The organism is Blautia sp. AM47-4 (assembly GCF_003479865.1).
Taxonomy (GTDB): Bacteria; Bacillota; Clostridia; order Lachnospirales; family Lachnospiraceae; genus Fusicatenibacter; species Fusicatenibacter saccharivorans.
On the sequence record NZ_QUHY01000007.1, the window covers coordinates 154,193 to 174,307 of the forward strand.

General features: G+C 48.7%; 21 protein-coding genes and 2 pseudogenes. 21 read left to right on the forward strand and 2 right to left on the reverse strand.

The features are described from left to right. The first annotated feature begins 17 nt into the window (after positions 1–17). From DW965_RS07010 to DW965_RS07040, 7 genes and pseudogenes are all read left to right on the forward strand, one after another. Complete coding sequence (locus DW965_RS07010) at positions 18–884, forward strand: undecaprenyl-diphosphate phosphatase (protein WP_022462569.1); 867 nt, start codon at positions 18–20, stop codon at positions 882–884. A gap of 189 nt (positions 885–1,073) precedes the next feature. Further along, a pseudogene (locus tag DW965_RS07015) lies at positions 1,074–3,448 on the forward strand (DNA translocase FtsK 4TM domain-containing protein). 123 nt (positions 3,449–3,571) lie between these two features. Then, complete coding sequence (locus DW965_RS07020; RefSeq protein ID WP_055217977.1) at positions 3,572–4,459, forward strand: sulfide/dihydroorotate dehydrogenase-like FAD/NAD-binding protein; 888 nt, start codon at positions 3,572–3,574, stop codon at positions 4,457–4,459. Continuing rightward, positions 4,459–5,853, forward strand: coding sequence for an NADPH-dependent glutamate synthase (gltA, locus tag DW965_RS07025; RefSeq protein WP_117760310.1), 1,395 nt, complete (start codon positions 4,459–4,461; stop codon positions 5,851–5,853). Before DW965_RS07020 ends, gltA begins: the two co-directional genes overlap by 1 nt. A 105-nt stretch (positions 5,854–5,958) precedes the next feature. Beyond that, positions 5,959–6,438 carry a 23S rRNA (pseudouridine(1915)-N(3))-methyltransferase RlmH gene (gene rlmH / locus DW965_RS07030; RefSeq protein WP_117760309.1) on the forward strand — a complete coding sequence of 160 codons (480 nt, stop codon included), beginning with the start codon at positions 5,959–5,961 and terminating at the stop codon, positions 6,436–6,438. 26 nt (positions 6,439–6,464) lie between these two features. Further along, positions 6,465–6,962 (forward strand): pyridoxamine 5'-phosphate oxidase family protein, encoded by a 498-nt coding sequence (locus DW965_RS07035; RefSeq protein ID WP_117760308.1) that lies wholly within the window; start codon positions 6,465–6,467, stop codon positions 6,960–6,962. A 57-nt stretch (positions 6,963–7,019) separates the two neighbouring features. Beyond that, positions 7,020–7,961, forward strand: coding sequence for a GTP-binding protein (locus DW965_RS07040; RefSeq protein ID WP_119198177.1), 942 nt, complete (start codon positions 7,020–7,022; stop codon positions 7,959–7,961). 63 nt (positions 7,962–8,024) lie between these two features. Here DW965_RS07040 and DW965_RS07045 read toward each other — a convergent pair whose 3' ends face one another. Next, a complete protein-coding gene (locus DW965_RS07045) occupies positions 8,025–8,486 on the reverse strand; it encodes a hypothetical protein (protein WP_119198178.1) in 462 nt (153 codons plus the stop codon). A gap of 160 nt (positions 8,487–8,646) precedes the next feature. Between DW965_RS07045 and DW965_RS07050 the strand changes: the two genes are divergently transcribed. Then, on the forward strand, positions 8,647–9,231 hold the full coding sequence (locus tag DW965_RS07050; protein WP_243036472.1) for a DNA alkylation repair protein: 585 nt from the start codon (positions 8,647–8,649) through the stop codon (positions 9,229–9,231). 175 nt (positions 9,232–9,406) lie between these two features. On the opposite strand, the gene DW965_RS07055 is transcribed toward DW965_RS07050, so the two are convergent. Beyond that, positions 9,407–9,685: a type II toxin-antitoxin system HicB family antitoxin gene (locus DW965_RS07055; protein WP_055228190.1), complete on the reverse strand. Its 279-nt coding sequence runs from the start codon at positions 9,683–9,685 to the stop codon at positions 9,407–9,409. Positions 9,686–9,853: 168 nt separating this feature from the next. Between DW965_RS07055 and DW965_RS07060 the strand changes: the two genes are divergently transcribed. The 13 genes and pseudogenes from DW965_RS07060 (at position 9,854) to DW965_RS07115 (ending at position 19,704) form a co-directional block, all read left to right on the forward strand. Next, on the forward strand, positions 9,854–10,549 hold the full coding sequence (locus tag DW965_RS07060) for a YjjG family noncanonical pyrimidine nucleotidase (protein ID WP_158582815.1): 696 nt from the start codon (positions 9,854–9,856) through the stop codon (positions 10,547–10,549). Between the two features lie 7 nt (positions 10,550–10,556). Then, on the forward strand, positions 10,557–11,537 hold the full coding sequence (locus DW965_RS07065; protein WP_055267855.1) for an alpha/beta fold hydrolase: 981 nt from the start codon (positions 10,557–10,559) through the stop codon (positions 11,535–11,537). A gap of 21 nt (positions 11,538–11,558) precedes the next feature. Further along, entirely contained in the window at positions 11,559–12,098 is a 540-nt protein-coding gene (locus DW965_RS07070; RefSeq protein ID WP_055217961.1) for a DUF2284 domain-containing protein, read from the forward strand. A gap of 93 nt (positions 12,099–12,191) precedes the next feature. Continuing rightward, positions 12,192–12,908 (forward strand): hypothetical protein, encoded by a 717-nt coding sequence (locus DW965_RS21060; protein ID WP_055217959.1) that lies wholly within the window; start codon positions 12,192–12,194, stop codon positions 12,906–12,908. A 130-nt stretch (positions 12,909–13,038) separates the two neighbouring features. Beyond that, a complete protein-coding gene (locus tag DW965_RS07080) occupies positions 13,039–13,332 on the forward strand; it encodes a YabP/YqfC family sporulation protein (protein WP_055267857.1) in 294 nt (97 codons plus the stop codon). A 45-nt stretch (positions 13,333–13,377) separates the two neighbouring features. After that, positions 13,378–13,518 carry a sporulation protein YqfD gene (locus DW965_RS22500; RefSeq protein ID WP_158580094.1) on the forward strand — a complete coding sequence of 47 codons (141 nt, stop codon included), beginning with the start codon at positions 13,378–13,380 and terminating at the stop codon, positions 13,516–13,518. After that, positions 13,515–14,675 carry a sporulation protein YqfD gene (locus tag DW965_RS07090; protein WP_119188718.1) on the forward strand — a complete coding sequence of 387 codons (1,161 nt, stop codon included), beginning with the start codon at positions 13,515–13,517 and terminating at the stop codon, positions 14,673–14,675. Before DW965_RS22500 ends, DW965_RS07090 begins: the two co-directional genes overlap by 4 nt. Further along, positions 14,662–15,692, forward strand: a pseudogene (locus DW965_RS07095) (PhoH family protein). The gene DW965_RS07090 and the pseudogene DW965_RS07095 overlap by 14 nt, the downstream one beginning before the upstream one ends. Then, positions 15,689–16,192, forward strand: a complete 504-nt coding sequence (gene ybeY, locus DW965_RS07100; protein ID WP_055228185.1) for an rRNA maturation RNase YbeY — start codon at positions 15,689–15,691, stop codon at positions 16,190–16,192. The pseudogene DW965_RS07095 and the gene ybeY overlap by 4 nt, the downstream one beginning before the upstream one ends. A 50-nt stretch (positions 16,193–16,242) precedes the next feature. Then, positions 16,243–17,355, forward strand: a complete 1,113-nt coding sequence (locus tag DW965_RS07105) for a DUF3048 domain-containing protein (protein ID WP_119198180.1) — start codon at positions 16,243–16,245, stop codon at positions 17,353–17,355. 319 nt (positions 17,356–17,674) lie between these two features. Next, on the forward strand, positions 17,675–17,893 hold the full coding sequence (locus DW965_RS19315) for a DUF896 domain-containing protein (RefSeq protein WP_055267865.1): 219 nt from the start codon (positions 17,675–17,677) through the stop codon (positions 17,891–17,893). Further along, the gene (locus DW965_RS07110) at positions 17,871–18,419 is read left to right on the forward strand and encodes a 5-formyltetrahydrofolate cyclo-ligase (protein WP_055228183.1); all 549 of its coding nucleotides are present in this window, start codon (positions 17,871–17,873) and stop codon (positions 18,417–18,419) included. Before DW965_RS19315 ends, DW965_RS07110 begins: the two co-directional genes overlap by 23 nt. Positions 18,420–18,459: 40 nt before the next feature. Then, positions 18,460–19,704, forward strand: a complete 1,245-nt coding sequence (locus DW965_RS07115) for a glutamate-5-semialdehyde dehydrogenase (protein WP_117760579.1) — start codon at positions 18,460–18,462, stop codon at positions 19,702–19,704. Positions 19,705–20,115 lie beyond the last annotated feature (411 nt).

Sequence of the window (20,115 nt, forward strand, 5' to 3'; positions counted from 1 at the left end):
GGGAACAGGATAAAAAAATGACAGTAATAGAAGCTTTATTTCTGGGCCTGATCCAGGGAATCACGGAATTCCTGCCGATCAGCAGCTCCGCACATCTGATTATCTTCCGTCACTTTATGAAGATCGAAGATACGCAGACGGTGTTTTTCAATGTGCTTTTGCACTTTGGCTCCATGATTGCAATTCTGCTCACATTTTCGAAGGAATGGAAACGTCTCTTCCTCGCGCTGTGCGGAATCATAATCGATCTGTTTCATAATTTAAAGGAACACTTTTCCAGTCAGCATCAGGAGAGAAAGCAGTACCGGAAGGTACTCGGCAGCAACTACCGTATGCTTGCTTTCCTGCTGATTCTGACCACCATCCCGACTGCTGTAATCGGCGGCATGATTCAGAGCCTTGTCACACTGACCTCCTCGAATCTGCTGGCACCTGGCGTTGGTCTGTATCTGACGGCGATTCTGCTTGTGGTGGCAGATATGCTTCCGGAGGGAGAAAAAACGCAGAAAAATTTGAAGCCGAAAGATGCACTGATTGCCGGATTCTTCCAAGGCTTTTCCACGATTCCGGGTCTTTCCCGTCTTGGTTCGACTATTTCTGCGTGTGTGATCGGCGGCATGACCCGTTCGTACGCTGTGAAATACTCTCTGATTGTGAGTGTTCCGGCGATTATCGGGGCAACGATCGTTGAAATTGCGACCATGGGAAAAAATAAAATTGTTTTTCATCCGGTATATCTGGTCGGCGTTTTCATGGCGGCACTTGCCGGTTACTTTACGATCCGCATTCTGATGCGTGTGGTGAAAAAACGGAAACTGAAATATTTTGCTTTGTACTGTCTTCTTGTCGGGACATTCTCCATTGCAGGATATTTTCTGCTGTAATACGAGAAAGGGGAGAAGTTCTGCATGGCAAATACAACAAAGGGAAGCGGGAAGACAAAGAAAAAAACTTCTGCTTCCGGAACAGCAAAAAAGAAACAGACCCAAACAACGGCCAGAAAAACAACGGCGAAAAAGAGCAGTACCGCAAAACGTACCTCCGGCACAAGGAAAAACACAGTCCGTGAGCCGATGGACGAGGGAGTGCGCGCAGAAATTATTCTGCTTTCCGTGCTTGCTGTTTCGATTCTGCTGATGCTCAGTAATTTCGGTATGGGCGGCGTGATCGGACAGGCTGTCTGCGACTTCTTTTTCGGCCTTTTCGGCGTGACAGAGTGGGCAGCACCGGTTCTGATCTTCTTTGGAACAGCATTTTACATAGCAAACAGACAGAACTTTTTAATTGTGCGGAAAACCGGGGGAGCGATCAGCTGCTTCGTCTTTTTCTGCGCTTTTATGCAGCTTCTGGCGTCCGGCTATACGAGAGATACGACATTTCTGGATTACTATTTTGACAGCGCCTACGATCATCTCGGCGGAGGAATCTTAGGAGGGTCTGTCGTGAAAATTCTCGGCATGGGATTCGGCCAGATCGGTGCGTGGGTGATTATTGTGATCGCCATCGTGATTTCCGTGATCGTGATGACGCAGAAGCCGATTCTCGCGCCGATCCATGAAAAGACGAATGACCACCGCCGGATGGCGGAGGAGCGCCGCCAGGAGCGTCTGGCGCGCCAAGCTGCGATGGAGGAAGAGGAAGGAAAAGAGCTGATTCTTGAGCCAGTGGAGGAACCGAAAAAAGCCGGGAAGAAAAAGAAATCCCGCCTTCTTTCTCATGTGGAATCGAAGGCTGATTTAAACGAAAACGACGATACCCATCAGATGGAGATGCCGGAGCTTTCGATTCACCGTGGTTCTGTGCCGGCTGAAGAGCCGGAAAAGACAGGACCGGAGATGACACGGCAAGCTGCAGAAGAGGCGAAAAAAGAGAAAACGTCTGCGGATCATACGAGAAATCCGCGGTCTTCCTGTGAAGAGATCGAGGCGGATATAGACGGCATTCGTCAGGAAATCGGGAAAAAAGCAGAGGAAAAGCGGCCGGAGTACAAAACACCGCCGATGAATCTTCTGAAAAAAGGGATGCGCGGTGCCATGGGCGATTCCGATGCGCATTTGCGGGAAGTAGCGCGGAAACTGGAGGAGACGCTGGACAGCTTCGGTGTCAAAGTTACAGTCAATAACGTAAGCTGCGGACCGACCGTCACACGGTATGAGCTGATGCCGGAACAGGGCGTGAAAGTAAGCCGGATTGTCGGATTGACCGACGATATCAAGCTGAGTCTTGCAGCAGCAGATGTCCGCATTGAGGCACCGATCCCGGGAAAATCCGCAGTCGGAATCGAGGTTCCAAATAAGACGAACACGGCCGTGATGCTGCGTGATCTTCTTGAAACACCGGAGTTTAAGAACTTTTCTTCGAATCTGGCCTTTGCTGTCGGAAAAGACATCGCCGGTCAGCCGGTCATCGCAGATATCGCGAAAATGCCTCATCTTCTGATCGCCGGTGCGACCGGTTCCGGTAAATCGGTCTGCATCAACACACTGATTATGAGTATTATTTATAAGGCAAAACCGGAAGACGTCAAACTGATCATGATCGACCCGAGGTCGTTGAGCTTTCTGTTTATAACGGCATTCCGCACCTTTTTATTCCTGTTGTCACAGACCCGAAAAAGGCTTCCGGAGCTCTGAACTGGGCGGTTGCGGAGATGACAGACCGTTATAACAAATTTGCGGAATTCAACGTGCGCGATATGAAAGGCTACAATGCAAAAGTTGCCGAGCTGCCGCCGGATGAAAACGGCAAAAAACCGGAAAAACTGCCGCAGATCGTCATTATCGTGGATGAGCTTGCCGACCTGATGATGGTTGCGCCGGGAGAAGTGGAGGATGCGATCTGCCGTCTGGCACAGCTTGCCCGTGCGGCCGGCATCCATCTGATTATTGCAACACAGAGACCTTCCGTCAATGTCATCACTGGTCTTATCAAGGCAAATATGCCGTCCCGTATTGCATTCTCGGTTTCTTCCAGCGTAGATTCCCGTACGATCCTCGACATGGGAGGTGCGGAAAAACTGCTTGGAAAAGGCGATATGCTCTACAAGCCGCAGGATTACCAGAAACCGGCCCGTCTGCAGGGATCCTTTGTTTCGGATAAAGAGGTCAGCGATGTCGTTGCCTACTTAAAAGATCACTACGGCGAGAACGCTTATGATCCGGATATCGAAAAACGGATTCACACCGTAAGCCTGGATGGCGGTTCTGCCGCAGGCGGCGGAGATAACCGCGATAATTACTTCGTGGAAGCCGGAAAATTTATCATCGAAAAAGATAAGGCATCGATCGGCATGCTCCAGAGAGTGCTGAAAATCGGTTTCAACCGCGCGGCCAGAATCATGGACCAGCTCGCGGATGCCGGTGTCGTAGGACCGGAGGAAGGAACCAAGCCGAGAAAAGTTCTGATGTCCATGGAACAGTTCGAAAATTATCTGGAGGAACACGGATGATGGGAAAAGATGTTGTCCGTTGTTTACAAATAACCGGAAACGTGATAAAGTATTAACATAAAATGCGCGAAAATCCAAGTCGTGCTTTTGTTAAAATATTTCTAACAAGATTAGGAGGATATTATGTACAAGATTCAAGAAGCGGAAATGCTCGCGAATAATATCTACCGTATGGTAGTAGAAGCACCGCGAGTAGCACAGCACTGCCTCCCTGGACAGTTTGTTATTGTCAAGGCAGATGAAGAAGGAGAAAGAATTCCTCTGACCATTTGTGATTACGATAGAGAAGCAGGAACTATCACCATCGTATTCATGCCGATCGGAGAATCTACCAAAAAAATGAAAGATCTCAAAGCGGGAGATGCTTTCATGGATTTCGTAGGACCTCTGGGGCAGCCGTCCGAGTTCTGCAGCGAAGATATCGAAGAACTGAAGAAAAAACGGATCGTATTCGTAGCCGGCGGTGTTGGAACTGCACCGGTTTACCCGCAGTTAAAATGGCTGCATGAGCATGGAATCACTGCTGACGCCATTGTCGGAGCAAAGACAAAAGATCTCGTTATTCTCGAGAAAGAAATGTCAGCTGTCAGCAATCTGTACATAACCACAGACGATGGTTCTTACGTAAGAAAAGGTATGGGTACCGATGTACTCCGCGACCTTGTACAGAACCAGGGCAAACAGTATGATGTCTGTGTTGCCATCGGACCGATGATCATGATGAAATTCGTATGTCTTCTGACAAAAGAACTGAACATCCCGACCGTTGTCAGCATGAACCCGATCATGGTAGACGGAACCGGTATGTGCGGTGCCTGTCGTCTAATGGTAGGCAATGAAGTAAAATTTGCCTGCGTAGACGGACCGGAGTTTGACGGTCATCTGGTAGACTTCGACCTGGCTATGAAACGTCAGCAGATGTACAAGACAGAAGAGGGAAGAGCTCTCTTAAGATACCAGGAAGGCGCAACCCATCACGGTGGATGCGGCCAGTGCGGAGGTGACAAATAATGGCAAAGGGATTAAATAGAGTACCGGTACGTGAGCAGGAGCCGAAGGTACGTGCCACAAATTTCGATGAGGTATGTCTTGGATACAACAAAGACGAAGCAGTAGAAGAAGCACAGCGCTGCCTGGGCTGCAAAAATGCAAAATGTATCACAGGATGCCCAGTTAATATCAACATTCCGGCATTCGTTGCACAGGTAAAAGAAGGAAATTTCGAGGAAGCATACAAGATTATCGGTGAGTCCAGTGCGCTCCCAGCAGTCTGCGGCCGTGTATGTCCACAGGAGAGCCAGTGCGAGGGCAAATGTGTCCGCGGAATCAAAGGCGACGCTGTTTCCATCGGTAAACTGGAGCGTTTCGTTGCTGACTGGGCAAAAGAAAACGGTATCAAACCGGTTCCGGCAGCAGAGAAAAACGGCCACAAGATCGCAGTCATCGGTTCCGGCCCGGCAGGACTTACCTGCGCAGGAGACCTTGCAAAACTTGGTTACGATGTAACCATTTTCGAGGCACTTCACAAAGCTGGCGGTGTATTAAGCTACGGTATTCCGGAGTTCCGTCTTCCGAAAGACAAAGTAGTTGCTGCTGAGATCGAGAACGTAAAATCTCTCGGTGTTAAAATTGAGACCAACGTTATCATCGGAAAATCCGTTACCATCGACGAGCTGTTAAAAGACGAAGGATTTGAAGCAGTCTTCATCGGTTCCGGTGCTGGCCTTCCGATGTTCATGGGAATCCCGGGTGAGAACGCAAACGGCGTATTCTCTGCAAACGAGTTCCTGACCAGAAACAACCTGATGAAAGCATTCCGCGATGATTACGATACCCCGATCGCACACGGCAAGAAAGTTGCTGTAGTCGGCGGCGGCAACGTAGCTATGGACGCTGCAAGAACCGCACTTCGTCTCGGCGCAGAGGTACACGTTATTTACCGTCGTTCTGAGGCGGAGCTTCCAGCCCGTGCAGAGGAAGTTCATCATGCAAAAGAGGAAGGTATCATCTTCGACCTTCTGACCAACCCGGTAGAAATTCTGACCGACGACAAAGACTGGGTAACCGGTATCCGCTGCATCCGTATGGAACTTGGCGAGCCGGACGCTTCCGGAAGAAGAAGACCGGTTGAGATTCCAGGATCTGAGTTCGAAATCGAAGTAGACGAAGTTATCATGTCTCTTGGTACTTCCCCGAACCCGTTGATTTCTTCCACCACCTACGGTCTGGATGTCAACAGAAGAAAATGTATCGTAGCTGAGGAAGAAACCGGAAAGACCAGCAAAGAGGGCGTTTACGCCGGCGGTGACGCTGTAACAGGTGCAGCAACCGTTATCCTTGCTATGGGTGCCGGAAAAGCCGGAGCTAAAGGAATTGATGAGTATATCAAAAGCAAAAATGCATAAGGCATTGCTTTTCTAAACTAAAAGCCATATAGACGCGGACAAAAAGTGATCTATATGGCTTTTGGTGTTTTTGACAGATATCCGAAAGGGTTTTAAGATTACAGAATGAAAATTACAGTATTGACAGTAGGAAAAATCAAAGAAAAATATCTACGGGATGCGATTGCCGAGTATTCCAAGCGCCTCAGCCGCTATGCAAAGCTGGAAATTATCGAGGTGGCGGATGAAAAGACACCGGACAACGCGAGTGAAACCGTAGAGACAAATATCAAAAACAAAGAAGCAGAGCGCCTTCTCAAATATATCCGGGATGACGCTTATCTGATTACATTGGAAATTAAGGGAAAACAGCTCACATCCGAGGAGCTGGCCCAGAAAATAGATACGCTCGGCGTGCAGGGAACGAGCCATATTATTTTTGCGATCGGCGGTTCCTTAGGGCTTGGCGAGGAAGTTCTGAAGCGTTCGAACTATGCGCTCAGTTTTTCAAAAATGACATTTCCGCATCAGATGATGCGGGTTATTCTGCTGGAACAGATTTACCGGAGCTACCGCATTAACTGCGGGGAGCCATATCATAAATAGCTGCGAATAAGAGAGGTGTGATTGCGATGCGTGAAATGCGTTTAAAAAAGCGGGAGATTACAGATCCTGAAATTTTAAGAGAAATTCTGGAAAGCTGCGAGGTTGTGCGGATCGGGGCGATGGATGAGGAAGGCATGTTTATCGTGCCGATGAATTATGGATATGATGTCCGGGAAGAAGATGGAACTCTTCACGTCTGTCTGTACCTGCATGGGACAAAAGAAGGGCGGAAGGCGGCTGCATTTGCAGCGGATCCGCGCGTGGCAGTGGAGATGGATTACAACCATGAAGTGATTACAGGTGACTATACGTGTGCGTATTCCTATGCGTACCGCAGTATCATGGGAAACGGAACCATCACGGAGGTGACAGATCCGGAGGCAAAGAAGAAAGGCCTGGAAAAAATCATGGCGCATATCGCACCGGAGGCGAAGATCGCTTTTCTGCCGGAGATGGTGGAGCGCGTTGCCGTATGGCGCATAGACATCGATACATTTACCGGCAAAGAGCGCAGACGAAAATAGAGTGTTCGAAGCTTCGCAGGCTGCAGACGGAAAAAGACAGCAGAAAGGACAGCAGAAATGATTAAAATTGATCTGATTACAGGCTTCCTTGGCTCAGGGAAGACGACTTTTTTGAAACAGTACGCAAAGTATCTGATGGCGCAGGGAAAGAACATCGGCATCCTGGAGAATGATTTTGGGGCAGTCAATGTGGATATGCTGCTTCTGCAGGAACTGCGCGGCGATCAGTGCGAGCTGGAGATGATTTCCGGCGGATGCGACAAAGAGACACACCGCAGACGGTTCCGCACGAAACTGATCTCGATGGGCATGAGCGGCTACGACCGCATTCTCGTGGAACCGTCGGGGATTTACGATGTGGATGAGTTCTTTGACACGCTGTACGACGAGCCGCTGAACCGCTGGTATGAGGCGGGAAGCGTCATCACGATTCTGGATGCCGGGCTCGATGAGAAGCTGTCGGAGGAAGAAGAGTATCTGCTGGCTTCCGAGGCAGCGAACGCTGGTAAAATCGTGCTGAGCAAAGTACAGAATGTTTCGGAGGAAAAGAAAGAAGAAACGATTGCCCATCTGAACCGCACGCTCGAGCAGGCAGGCTGCAGAAGACAGTTTTCTGATGCAGAAATTTTACAGAAAAACTGGGATGATCTGACAGAGGATGATTTCAAAAGGCTCTCCGAATGCAGTTACCGTTCGGAGGATTACCGGAAGCTGGATTTCGGCGAGCAGCAGACATTTGATTCGCTCTGCTTTCTGGAGCCGAAGATTACGGAAGAAGCGCTGAAAAAGGCAGCAGAAGCAATCTTTGCGGATCCATCATGCGGCAATGTATTCCGGATCAAAGGAATTGTAAAGACGGGCGAAACTGTGTGGAGCGAAATCAATGCGACGCGGGAACAGATGACATTCCAGGCAGTGCCGGAGAGCCAGGAAGTGCTGATTGTAATCGGCGCGGGGCTTTCGAAAGAGCGGATTAGTGGAATTCTCGGAATTGAGTAAAAATGGAGCATGACGGAAAGGGGTTTTTTCCATCATGCTCCTGCTGGCTGGGCTAAATAGCAGTTACTGTGAAATGCGCTGCCGTTCTGACAGTGTGGGGAACGGAATGATTTTGGAATCCCGTGCATCATCCGTTGTACAAAGAGCAGTCAACGGCTGCGGCTGATTTTCCATGGTCTGGAAGGAGAGAATGCCATCTTTCCATAAAACGACATCATCCGGTGAATGGACGGCAAAATAGCGGTGCAGCACATCGAAAAGAGAGGATGGAACTGCCGCAAGATCGTGCTCGGGATCGCTGGAATATAGAAAGATCCGGCTTCCCGGAAAACGACGGGAATGGATACCGGCAGAGGGAGCGGTAAAATCCGGGTTTTCGGTAAAATATAAGGATCTTTCTGCGGGTCCGGAAAACGGAATAGACAGCGTTGTGGAAACAACTGGCGCTTCTTCTGCAAGGGCTGGCTGCTTCTGAAATTTGCACAGGAATGGAATATTTTGAAAAAATGTATATTTCTTTCTCATAAGACTCACCTTTCAGCCGGAAAAGATCTGGCATTTGGCAGGGTGGATGTTATCGTTTACTTTAATTTTATCTTATCAGAAGTGCAGAAATAACAGGGTTAAACATTTGTAAAAAGCGTGTAAAACATCTTAAAGAGAAAGAAAAGAGAGGGGGAATCATATGGAACAGGAAGTAATGCAGGCCATTCGGGCAGAAATGGAAAGCAATATAGATGCAAAATACCGGGAATTTCACAGCTCTCTTGTTCCGGGACAGAACTGTCGGATTCTTGGTGTCCGCATTCCGGTTTCGCGACGGATTGCAAAAGCGACAGCAAGAGACCATTATGAAGTTTATACCGAACAGTTTAATCCGGAAGTCTACGAGGAGCTTCTGATCCGCGGAATGATGATCGGCTACGGAAAGCTGACCCGTGAAGAACAGACGGCAGAACTGGACCGCTTCGTGCCGATGATCAACAGCTGGGGAATCTGTGACAGCTCCTGTGCAACGTGCCATTTTATGAAGAAAGACCAGGAGTATTGGTATGGATATCTGCAGAAATGGCTGAAAAGCAGCCGGGAATATGAAATCCGGTTTGGTGTTGTGTGTCTGCTGGACTTTTTTATCAACGAAGCGTATATCGATGCTGTGCTGGAGGAGATGAAAAAGATTCATCACGATGGCTATTACGTAAAAATGGCCGTCGCCTGGGCAGTATCGATCTGTTATATTCATTTCCGGAAAAAACACAGAAACTGCTGAAAGAAAACAGTCTCGATGACTGGACACATAACAAAACAATTCAGAAAATCAGAGAGTCGCTGCGGATCAGCAAAGAAGAAAAAGAGATGCTGAAAACCTGGAAGAGATAAAAAGAAAACCGTATCGCCGCGTTTCGAATATCGCAGCAATACGGTTTTCTTTCTCTTTTTTGAACTTATTCGTCCCATCCCTCAAAAAGCCGGATGTTGACGGCAATATTTCTTGCAATTTCACCTTCGCTTTTCCCGAGATCTGCCACATCCGATACCGGCGGAAAATCAGGTTCTTCTTCCGTCAGTTCCAGAGAGATCCAGTCATAGGCGGAGTGAATGGCATCTTCCAGCGCCTCGTCGAGGGTATCCCCTTTTGCATAGCAGCAGGCGAGATCTGGAAAATAACCTTCGTAGGTTCCCTGTTCGGTTTTATGAAAAACGGCTGGATAAGTAAATTTCATAGTGTTTCTTCCTTCTTCCTTTTCTTTTTCACGGAAATTCTTTTTTATCGTAGCACTTTTTCTCAAAAGATACAATGCCTAAAATACAATTGATCGTATTTGTAATCTATGCTAGAATGAAAAACAGATAATTGGAAAATACAAATGAAACCAAGGGAGGATTTCTCTTTGATAAAAGTAATTTTGTGGGACATCGACGGAACACTTCTGAATTTTAAGATGTCGGAACGATATGCAATTGAGTACTGTTTCAACAAGTTTCATATGGGAACCTGCACGGACGAAATGCTGCAGCGCTACAGCGTGATCAACCGCGGTTACTGGGAGCGGCTGGAGACGGGAGAGCTTACGAGAGAACAGGTGATGCTTGGACGATTCCATGAATTTTTTGAATCGGAAGGACTGCCGACGGATCAGGTAAAGGTATTCAATGATGAATATCAGATCCGCCTCGGCGATAAGGCTTTCTTCTGCGATCACGGAGATGAACTGGTAAAACAGCTGAAAGCTACCGTAAAACAGTATGCAGTAACAAATGGAACCACTGTTGCACAGGAGCGTAAACTCCGCTTTTCCGGGCTTGATCAGCTTCTGGACGGCGTTTTTATCTCGGAACAGGTCGGTGTGGACAAGCCGCAGAAGGATTTTTTTGATGCGGTATGGAACGAAATCGGAAGTTATGCACCGGATGAGGTTGTGATCGTCGGCGACTCCCTCACAAGTGATATCCGCGGCGGAAAAAATGCAGGAATCCTGACCTGCTGGTACAACCCGGATCATCTTCCGAACAAAATTGAAGTTACACCGGACTGTACCATCGACAATCTTCAGGATATCCTTTCGTATCTGGATGAAAGCAGGTGATTTGCTAATGAGAACACGCGTATTACAGGAAAAAAATTATGCGGAGCGGATGCAGAATGGTGTGGAGCCGTACCTCGCCGCTCATGCAGAAGAATTTTACTGGGAAAGGGAGAGCGGTCATCCGATTCATGTTCTTCGTTACCGCGCATTCCGCCCGAGAGGTGTTGTTGTAATTTCACACGGTTTTACGGAAAATGCAGAGAAATATAAAGAGATCGTGTATTATTTTATCAAAGAGCATTTTCATGTTTATCTGCCGGAACACTGCGGCCACGGAAAGAGCTACCGTCTGGTGGATGATCCGTCGCTTGTTTATGTCGATTCCTACCATCGTTATGTAGAAGATCTGCTCTTTGTTGCACGAAAAGCAAAAGCAGAGGCATGCGGTCTTCCGCTCGTTCTCTATTCTCACTCGATGGGCGGCGGAATCGCAGCAGCAGCGGCCGCCAAAGCGCCGCATCTGTTCCGGAAAGTGGTCTTGAGTTCGCCGATGATCCGTCCGCTGACCGGAAAAGTGCCGTTCGCCGATGCAAAACGGATCGCAGCTTTTGCCTGTGCCACAGAACGAGGCACACAGTATGTGGTAGGACAGAAACCATACCAGGGAATCGAAAGCTTTAAACAAAGTTCGTCCCTCTCCCGTCCGCGCTTTCTCTATTACCAGCAGAAGCGGGAAAAAGAGCCGCTGTATCACCTAAATGCCGCTTCTTACGGATGGCTCCATGCCGCCGCACATCTGTACCGCGATCTGATGCGGAGCGGATGGAAACGGATCGAGGCTCCTGTCCTTTTATTTCAGGCGGAGAACGATCATCTTGTGTCCAACCGTGCCCAGGAGCGGATGATCCGGAAAATGGCAGAACGCCGTCCCGGCATGGCAAAAATGGTAAAAGTACCGGGCGCAAAGCATGAATTGTTTGGAACCAGAGGGCGCATGCTCCAGACGTACTGGAATATGGTATTTGCTTTTCTGGAAAAAGATCTGTAACAAAAGAGAAGGGATGACAAAATGACACAGACAGAAATCGAAGAATATATTACCCAGTTTCCTATCTATCAGTATGCATTTGTAAAACCGGAGGACATCGAATTCAATGACCGGGTCCGCCAGATCTGCAAAAAGGAGTGCTCCCGCTACGGAGCCTCCTGGTCCTGCCCGCCGGCGGTAGGCACTGTTGAAGTCTGTAAGGAGCGTTGCATGAACTACGATCACGTTCTGTTCTTCTCCAGCATCGCAGAAGTGGACAACATCATGGATATGGATGAGACATTAAAAACAAAATCGGAGCACGAAAAAATCACACGCGAAATCGAGCAGCATTTAAAAGACAAAACCCTGCTCACCTTCGCCCTTTCCTCCGATTCCTGCCAGCTCTGCGATAAATGTACCTACCCGAGAGGCGGCTGCCGCCATCTTGAACTGATGCATCCATGCATCGAGAGCCACGGCATCGTTGTTGCAAACCTGATTGAAAAAAACATGATGGATTATTACCTCGGCGAGCATATGGTCATATGGTTCAGCATGATTTTCTATAAAGAATCGTAATCTGTGATGTAATTTTCCATTCTTTCAAACGTATTTACAGTAGAGGATTTCGCTGTAAGAAATTCAGAAAATACACAAGAGGGGGAATGAAATATGCTGAGAAAGGCAGGAAATTTTCTCAGGTATCTGTTCGGTATTCTGATGATGCTGGCGGGAGCCGGTTACTGGAAAGAGGAGAAGGCATATGCATTGTCACTGCTGCTGCTTGGAATCTTTTTGCTTCCGGTTACCTGGAATACGATAAAGAAACGGTTTCATGTGGCGAAAGCACTTCCTGTGCTGCTTCCTGTGCTGCTGCTGGTTTCCGCCTGTGCGCTGACACCTGTGACGTACAGCAGTAAGGAAACACAGAAGGCATCTGCAGAGTCTGTTTCCGTCAGCGTTACGGCAGCGCCGACGAAAAAAGCGACGCCGACCCCGACTGAAACATCAACACCAACGCCGACAGCAACACCGACCGAAACACCAACGCTGACCGCTACCCCGACTCCGACTGCTACCCCAACTCCAACGGCTGACCCGACCGAGACGCCGACACCTGAGCCAACCATAGAAGCTGCGGCGGAAGAAACCGTCGAAACGCAGGCAGCGGAAGAATCACAGCCGGCAGTGACTGCCGAAGAACCGCAGGTAACGGAAGCACCGCAGGAATCGGATCCGTATGGAGGACAGCTCGTGTGGATTTCAGAGACCGGATCGAAGTACCATAACAAAAATAACTGCGGCAGAATGAATCCGGATCGGGCATATCAGATGACGAGAGAAAATGCAGAAGCCCAGGGGTATGAACCCTGCAAAAAATGTTTTTAAAAAAGAGAAATGAAACCCCGCAGCCTGATCGGGCAGGAAACCCCAGCGGCTGTGGGGTATTTTTGTGCTTTTTTCTGCATAAAATAGCGATAGAACAAAAAGCAGACCCGCAAAGCGGAGGAGGTTTTGGATGCGAAAAAAGAAAAAGCAGAAAAAATCACTCCATCCGCCGGGCGGGGAGCTGCTTTCGGCGATGCAGGTTCCGTCAGATCTTGCTTTTGGCGAGCCGGTTGTGACGTTTTACGGCGGGAGAGAAGTGCAGATTGAAAATTTCCGCAGGATTCTGGAATATAATGCGTGCCGCCTCTGCGTGCTTACACAATATGGCAGGCTGCTCCTTGTGGGAGAGGGAATCCGGATTGTTTCGTATTCCGGGGAGGAGATGCGGGTGGAAGGGAGAATCGATCAGGCGACGTTTCAATAAGTGTAATGATTCCAATCATTCCAATGCTGAAAAGGGGGTGTGCGTTTGCAGAGGGGAAAGGTTTTCTGGAAAGGCAGTGTGCGGATTCGTGTGACGGGCCGTGAACCGGAGCGTTTTTTCAATCTGTGCGGGCACCATAACATCACACTGTGGGACGTGACAGAACATCAGGCTGCTTTGAGATGAGCCTTCTGCCGGAAGATTTTTTCCGCCTCCTGCCGATCCGCCGCAAGAGCGGTGTGCGCATCCGAATACAGAAAAAACAGGGACTGCCTTTCTTTTACCGGCGAAGTTTAAAAAGAAAGGCATTTTTTATTGGTATTTTTCTCTGCCTGGCGGGACTTTACACGCTGTCGCAGTTCATCTGGAATATTCATGTGGAAGGAAATTACGCGAACAGTACGCAGACGATCTTAAACAGCCTTGACGCGGCCGGGATTCATCATGGAAGCTGGAAAAAACGTGTGGACTGCAGCCAGACCGCATCGTATTTGCGGGAGCAGTTTCCGAATCTGACCTGGGTGTCCGCAAAAATAGAAGGGACGCAGCTTGTCCTTGCGGTAAAAGAAAACGTAGACGGCTATGTGATCGAAGAAAAAGCAGATGATCCGCAGAATCTTGTGGCGAAAAAAGAAGGGACGGTCGTGCGTATTATCACACGGAACGGCATTCCGCAGGTGCTCCCCGGTGATACATGTCAAGCGGGAGACATTCTTGTAAAGGGCGAGATTCCGCTTGTGAATGACAGTGGGGAAACGTATGATTATTCTTATGTTCACGCAGACGCGGATATTGACCTTGAGACGACGTGGTACTATTATGATACCTTTCCGCTTTCCCATACGGTACGGACATATCAGAAAGCAGAGAAAAAAACGCCGGTATTCCAGATTTCTGCTTACCGATTTTTCCTTGGAAATCTGCTGCCGGAGAATTTTGTGGAGAGTTTGCGGAGCATGACCGGAACGGCGGATCAGAAAACAGAGAAAAGGGAAAATGGAGCAGACGAGGAAGTATCCCTTCAGCAGCTTTATCTGACAGAAAACTTTGCCCTTCCGTTTTATTTCGGCTACCGTCAGAAATTTCCTTTTGAAGTTCAGAAAGAAACTTACTCAGAACACGAGGCAAAAGAAAAAGCCTCGCAGAATTATCAGAAATTCCACAGAAATTTATCAGAAAAAGGACTTCAAATATCGGAGAATCATGTTACAATAGAACTTAACGATACGTCATGTATCACAAAAGGGACACTTCGCGTGATAGAACGGGCCGTAGAAGCACAGCCCTGCGAAATGCAGAAGATGTCGGATGGAAAGGAAACAATGGTAGATGAACAGCAATAACAACATGATAGAACTGCAGATGGAACTGCCCATCGAACATGAAAAGAAAGTATTCGGCCAGTTTGATGAACACATCAAAATCCTGGAGAGATCCCTGGCGGTTACGCTGATCTCCCGGGACGGCGTTTTAAAAATTGTGGGCCCGGCATCGAATGCAGCGCGCGCAAAGGAATGTCTGACACAGCTTCTGGAGCTCTCACGCCGCGGAAATGATATCAACACACAGAACGTCAATTATGCAATCTCACTTGTTATGGAGGACAGCGGAAGCAGCCTTGCTGAAATCGACAGTGACTGCATCTGCCACACGGTCGCAGGCCGTCCGGTCAAACCGAAAACACTCGGTCAGAAAGCGTACGTGGATGCGATCCGGGAAAAGATGATCGTCTTCGGCGTCGGCCCTGCCGGAACCGGAAAAACGTACCTTGCGATGGCGATGGCGATCACGGCATTCCGAAACGATGAGGTAGGCCGTATTATCCTGACGCGTCCGGCGATTGAGGCGGGTGAAAAACTCGGTTTCCTGCCTGGCGACCTGCAGAGTAAAATTGACCCGTATCTGCGGCCGCTCTACGACGCGCTGTATCAGATCATGGGAGCAGAGAGCTTCCAGAAAAACATGGAAAAAGGCCTGATTGAGGTTGCGCCGCTCGCGTACATGCGAGGCCGTACGCTCGACAATGCGTTTATTATCCTTGATGAGGCACAGAATACGACACCGGCGCAGATGAAGATGTTCCTGACCCGTATCGGTTTCGGTTCCAAAGTCATTGTAACCGGAGATGCCTCTCAGAAGGACCTTCCTTCCGGTACACGCTCCGGCCTTGATGTGGCAATGCAGGTACTGAAAAAGTAGACGGAATTTCCTTCTGCGAGCTGACAAGCAAGGACGTTGTCCGTCATCCGCTGGTGCAGAAGATTGTACAGGCTTACGATGAATATGAAAAGAAAGCAAAGCCGGAAAATCACAGCGGCAGAGCAAAAAGTACGACGAGAAAACGGAGGGAAAATAAATGACACTGACGTTTGAAAATGAACAGGATTTTGACCTTGGATTTGATCCGGAAGAGGTTGCAGCAGCGGTAATCAATGGTGTGCTGGATCAGGAAGCGTGCCCGTATGAGGCAGAAGTAGAACTGATTCTGACTGATCCGGAAAATATCCGCACCATGAACCGGGAACACAGAAACATTGACCGGGAGACAGACGTGCTTTCTTTCCCGATGGTAGATTATCCTTCTCCGGCTTCGTTCGATTTTCTGGAGACGGAAGAGGGAGATGACTGTTTTAACCCGGACAGCGGTGAGCTGATGCTGGGTGATATTGTGATTTCTGTTGCGCGCGCAAGAGCGCAGGCGGAGGAATACGGTCATTCTTTAAGACGCGAATTTGCTTTTCTTGTTGCACACAGTATGCTGCATCTTCTGGGTTATGATCATATGACACCGGAGGAAGCAGCCGTGATGGAGGCAAAGCAGGAAGAGGTGCTGCAGCGTCTCGGTATCACAAGAGACTGATTGAAAGAAGAAAAGGAGGGGTCTTTATCAAAAAGAGAGGGTTTTACACATTGGGGATTGCTCTGCTGGGAAGCATGATGCTGTTCGGATGCCGGAAAATTGGGGAAACGGCACCGGAAACTGCATCGGCAGGAACTTCTTATGTCTCAGAAGAGACAGCAGGGGAAAGCAAGACAGAAACGAAAGCTACGGAACCACCGGCCCCGACCGAAGATCCGGCACCGGAACCGCTGGTTCCGGAAGCGATTGAGCCGACACCCGCGGAGGATGCGCTGCCGGAAGGTATGGTGAAAAGTTATCTGACAGGAGAACCTGTCGCCGAAGTACAGGGAAGAAGGCGCCCGGTGGCGGTTATGCTGAGCAATATCATCAGCGCCTGCCCGCAGAGCGGTATCAGCCGTGCGGGAGTGATCTATGAAGCGCCGGTCGAAGGCGGCATTACGCGCCTGATGGGGCTGTTTGAAAACTATGATGATCTCGAAAAGATCGGATCGGTGCGGAGTTGCCGCGAATATTATGTGTATCTGGCAGCGGGATTTGACGCTCTGTATTACCACTATGGACAGGCGGCGTATGCGATTCCGCTGCTCGAATCGGATCACATAGACAATGTGAATGGCATGGAGTATTCGGAACAGGTGTATTACCGGACGTCGGATCGTCCGTCGCCGCACAATGCGTATTTGGACGCGGCCGGGATTGCAGCGGGAATCGATCTCTGCGGCTACCGGACATCTTACAAAGACGGTTATGACGGATTTTTCCAGTTTGCATCCGAGACAGAACCGGAAACGCTGGAACAGGGACGAAATGCCGCCTATGTGGCACCGGGCGGATATTTCCACAATAATCCATGGTTTTCGTACGATGAGGCGAGCGGCACGTATTTGCGTTATCAGTTCGGGGAACCGCAGATCGATGAGATGACACAGGAACAGCTTGCGGTGAAGAACATTATCGTGCAGTACTGTTCCTGGAAAAAGTATGATGACAATGCGGAATATCTCGATATTGATGTGGTAAACGGCGGAATGGGAACGTATATCACAAGCGGAAAGGCCATCGACGTGACATGGAGCAAGGATGATCCGTGGGGTGTCACAAAGTACCGGGACAGCAATGGAGAGAAGATTAAACTGAATCTTGGAAAACATGGGTTCTGATTGTTTTAGATAATTATGCAGATGAGACTGAAATCCGGTGATAAAGCTGGATTTCAGGATTTTTCTCAGATCGGCTGGACAGATCCTGTGTTTTGCGGTAAGATAAAAAGAAAATCCGGTCATTTAACCGAATCAAGCAAGTCCCTCGCTTCTAAAGCGGTGGGATGAATTGTTAAAAGAAACATAACGGTAGTGGCAGGCGGAGAGAAATCGGTATCCTCCACTGACATGAGGCGAGTCACAGTCGAACTATTTTCGACATGTCAGACTCTGTGAAAATACCGACTGTGAGTTGAAACAAAGGAGAAAAATACAGAAAATGGAAATTAATATACAGAGAATCAACGAACTTGCCCGCAAGGCGAAAGCAGAGGGGCTGACACCGGCGGAGAAAGAAGAGCAGCAGAAGCTGCGGAGAGAATATATTGCAGCCGTGAAAATGAACCTCCGTACCCAGCTCGACAATATTGATGTGCAGGAGAAAGACGGAACAATCGTAAATCTGGGGGAGCGCTATGGAAGCAAAAGGAAACATTAGAAAAGAAGTTTTTGCCCGAAGAAGAGCAGCCACACAGGAAGAAATTCAGGAAAAGAGCCGTATGATTTATGAAAAAATCACGGCTCTGCCGGAGTTTCTGGATGCGGACTGCTTTTTTGCGTATATGGACTTCAAAAAAGAAGTCATGACACGGGATCTGATCGAGAAGGCCCTGCAAATGGGAAAGACGGTCGCTGTGCCGCGCGTGGAAGGCGATGATATGGTTTATTATGAGATCAAAGATTTCTCCACGCTGAAATCCGGCTATTTTGGCATTATGGAGCCGGACGGCGGAAAGGTCTGCACGCGGGAAGAGGGCTTTCTGCTGGTACCCGGTGTGGCCTTTGATCCGGCGCGCCACAGAGTAGGATATGGAAAAGGATTTTATGACCGCTTTCTTGCCGCACATCCAGGGTTTACAACGGTTGCAGCGGCGTTTGAGTTTCAGCTGTTTGATGCGGTGCCGTTTGAAGAGACGGATGTTCTGCCGCAGATGCTGGTGACAGAGCAGAAGATTTACCGTTAAGCCAATTACGATAAGACAACACGAGGAGGAGACGAGTATGATGAAGCTGGAAGAAATCGGAACGAGAGCCCGCCAGGCGGAGCCTGTGCTTCGAATCATGGAGACGGAGAAGAAAAACCGTGTGCTGAAAAAAGCAGCGGAAAACCTTGTGGCAGACGCCGAAACGATTATCGCGGCCAATGCGCTGGATATGGAGCATGGAAAAGAAAAAGGCATGTCTCAGGGACTTCTGGACCGGCTCTTTCTGGACAAAAGCCGGATTGAAGCAATGGCAGAAGGCATGTGTCAGGTATCCGAACTGGACGACCCAATCGGGGAAGTGCTGGGAATGAAAAAACGCCCGAACGGTCTTCTGATCGGACAGAAACGTGTTCCGCTCGGTGTTGTCGGCATCATCTACGAGGCACGCCCAAATGTGACGGCGGATGCATTTGCACTCTGCTTCAAAACGGGAAATGTCGTGATTTTAAAAGGCGGAAGCGATGCAATCCACTCGAATACGGCGATTGTTGCCTCTCTTCGGAAAACACTGAAAGAGGAGCAGGTGCCGGAAGACGCCCTGCTTCTGATCGAAGATACCTCCCGCGAGACGACGGCGCAGTTTATGAAGATGAACCGCTATGTCGATGTTCTGATTCCGCGCGGCGGTGCCGGACTGATCCGCGCTGTCGTGGAAAACAGCACGATTCCTGTCATTGAGACAGGAACCGGAAACTGTCATATCTACGTGGATGAGACAGCCGATCTTTCCATGGCAGTGGATATTATTCTGAACGCAAAAACACAGCGCGTCGGCGTATGTAATGCGTGTGAATCGATTGTGGTACACGAAAATGTACGTGAAAAACTGCTCCCGGTTCTGGAGGAACGATTAAAAGAAAAACATGTGGAAATGCGCGCAGACGAAAAGGCAAGAGAATACATGCCGGAAGCAGAAGAAGCGACAGAAGAGGACTGGGGAAAAGAGTATCTCGACTATATCGTATCCATTAAAACGGTTTCCTCTATCGACGAAGCGATCGCGCACATCAACCGCTACAACACAAAACACTCCGAAGCAATCATCACCAACAACTACACCCACGCCCAGAAATTCCTGGACGAAATCGATGCAGCTGTAGTCTACGTCAACGCCTCCACCCGCTTCACCGACGGCTTCGAATTCGGCTACGGCGCCGAAATCGGAATCAGCACCCAAAAACTTCACGCCAGAGGCCCAATGGGACTGCTGGCGCTGACGTCGATTAAAAATATCGTATACGGAACGGGACAGATCCGAAAATAAAAGAAGAAAGATCTTGTGTCAAAGGGCAACCCAATTGATCCTCAAAAGGGCAAAACAGTTGATCCAGTGACCGAGTGCTAATCACCCATCACCCGATCACTGACCAACTCCCAACTGTCCCTTTTCCGGATCAACAGCCCAGACACAAGCCGAATCATTCATAAAACACAAAATGAAGACCTTGTAATCATAAAAATGTGGTTATGAGGTCTTTTTTTACGTTAATATCAAATTATACATAGATAAAAAGGCTTAAATACTCAATGTCATTAACTTAAAAGCAGAAGATATTTATTCCGAAATGGATTAGATATCTTCTGCTTTTTTTTGATATGCTTATATTGTAAAAAGAAGCCATGAACCTGCTCAAAAAAGGATGTGATTATGCATGAAGCATTCTCAGAAACGTAT

Excerpts from the sequence above, each read along its gene's own strand:
- DW965_RS21060 (WP_055217959.1), top strand. The coding sequence starts at position 12,192 with ATGCTGAGAAAGGCAGGAAATTTTCTCAGGTATCTGTTCGGTATTCTG.
- DW965_RS07065 (WP_055267855.1), top strand. The coding sequence starts at position 10,557 with ATGAGAACACGCGTATTACAGGAAAAAAATTATGCGGAGCGGATGCAG.
- DW965_RS07040 (WP_119198177.1), top strand. The coding sequence starts at position 7,020 with ATGATTAAAATTGATCTGATTACAGGCTTCCTTGGCTCAGGGAAGACG.
- DW965_RS19315 (WP_055267865.1), top strand. The coding sequence starts at position 17,675 with ATGGAAATTAATATACAGAGAATCAACGAACTTGCCCGCAAGGCGAAA.
- rlmH (WP_117760309.1), top strand. The coding sequence starts at position 5,959 with ATGAAAATTACAGTATTGACAGTAGGAAAAATCAAAGAAAAATATCTA.
- DW965_RS07020 (WP_055217977.1), top strand. The coding sequence starts at position 3,572 with ATGTACAAGATTCAAGAAGCGGAAATGCTCGCGAATAATATCTACCGT.
- DW965_RS07045 (WP_119198178.1), bottom strand. The coding sequence starts at position 8,486 with ATGAGAAAGAAATATACATTTTTTCAAAATATTCCATTCCTGTGCAAA.
- DW965_RS07070 (WP_055217961.1), top strand. The coding sequence starts at position 11,559 with ATGACACAGACAGAAATCGAAGAATATATTACCCAGTTTCCTATCTAT.
- DW965_RS07090 (WP_119188718.1), top strand. The coding sequence starts at position 13,515 with ATGAGCCTTCTGCCGGAAGATTTTTTCCGCCTCCTGCCGATCCGCCGC.
- DW965_RS07035 (WP_117760308.1), top strand. The coding sequence starts at position 6,465 with ATGCGTGAAATGCGTTTAAAAAAGCGGGAGATTACAGATCCTGAAATT.
- DW965_RS07080 (WP_055267857.1), top strand. The coding sequence starts at position 13,039 with ATGCGAAAAAAGAAAAAGCAGAAAAAATCACTCCATCCGCCGGGCGGG.
- DW965_RS07115 (WP_117760579.1), top strand. The coding sequence starts at position 18,460 with ATGAAGCTGGAAGAAATCGGAACGAGAGCCCGCCAGGCGGAGCCTGTG.
- DW965_RS07110 (WP_055228183.1), top strand. The coding sequence starts at position 17,871 with ATGGAAGCAAAAGGAAACATTAGAAAAGAAGTTTTTGCCCGAAGAAGA.
- DW965_RS07050 (WP_243036472.1), top strand. The coding sequence starts at position 8,647 with ATGGAACAGGAAGTAATGCAGGCCATTCGGGCAGAAATGGAAAGCAAT.
- gltA (WP_117760310.1), top strand. The coding sequence starts at position 4,459 with ATGGCAAAGGGATTAAATAGAGTACCGGTACGTGAGCAGGAGCCGAAG.
- DW965_RS07055 (WP_055228190.1), bottom strand. The coding sequence starts at position 9,685 with ATGAAATTTACTTATCCAGCCGTTTTTCATAAAACCGAACAGGGAACC.
- DW965_RS07010 (WP_022462569.1), top strand. The coding sequence starts at position 18 with ATGACAGTAATAGAAGCTTTATTTCTGGGCCTGATCCAGGGAATCACG.
- ybeY (WP_055228185.1), top strand. The coding sequence starts at position 15,689 with ATGACACTGACGTTTGAAAATGAACAGGATTTTGACCTTGGATTTGAT.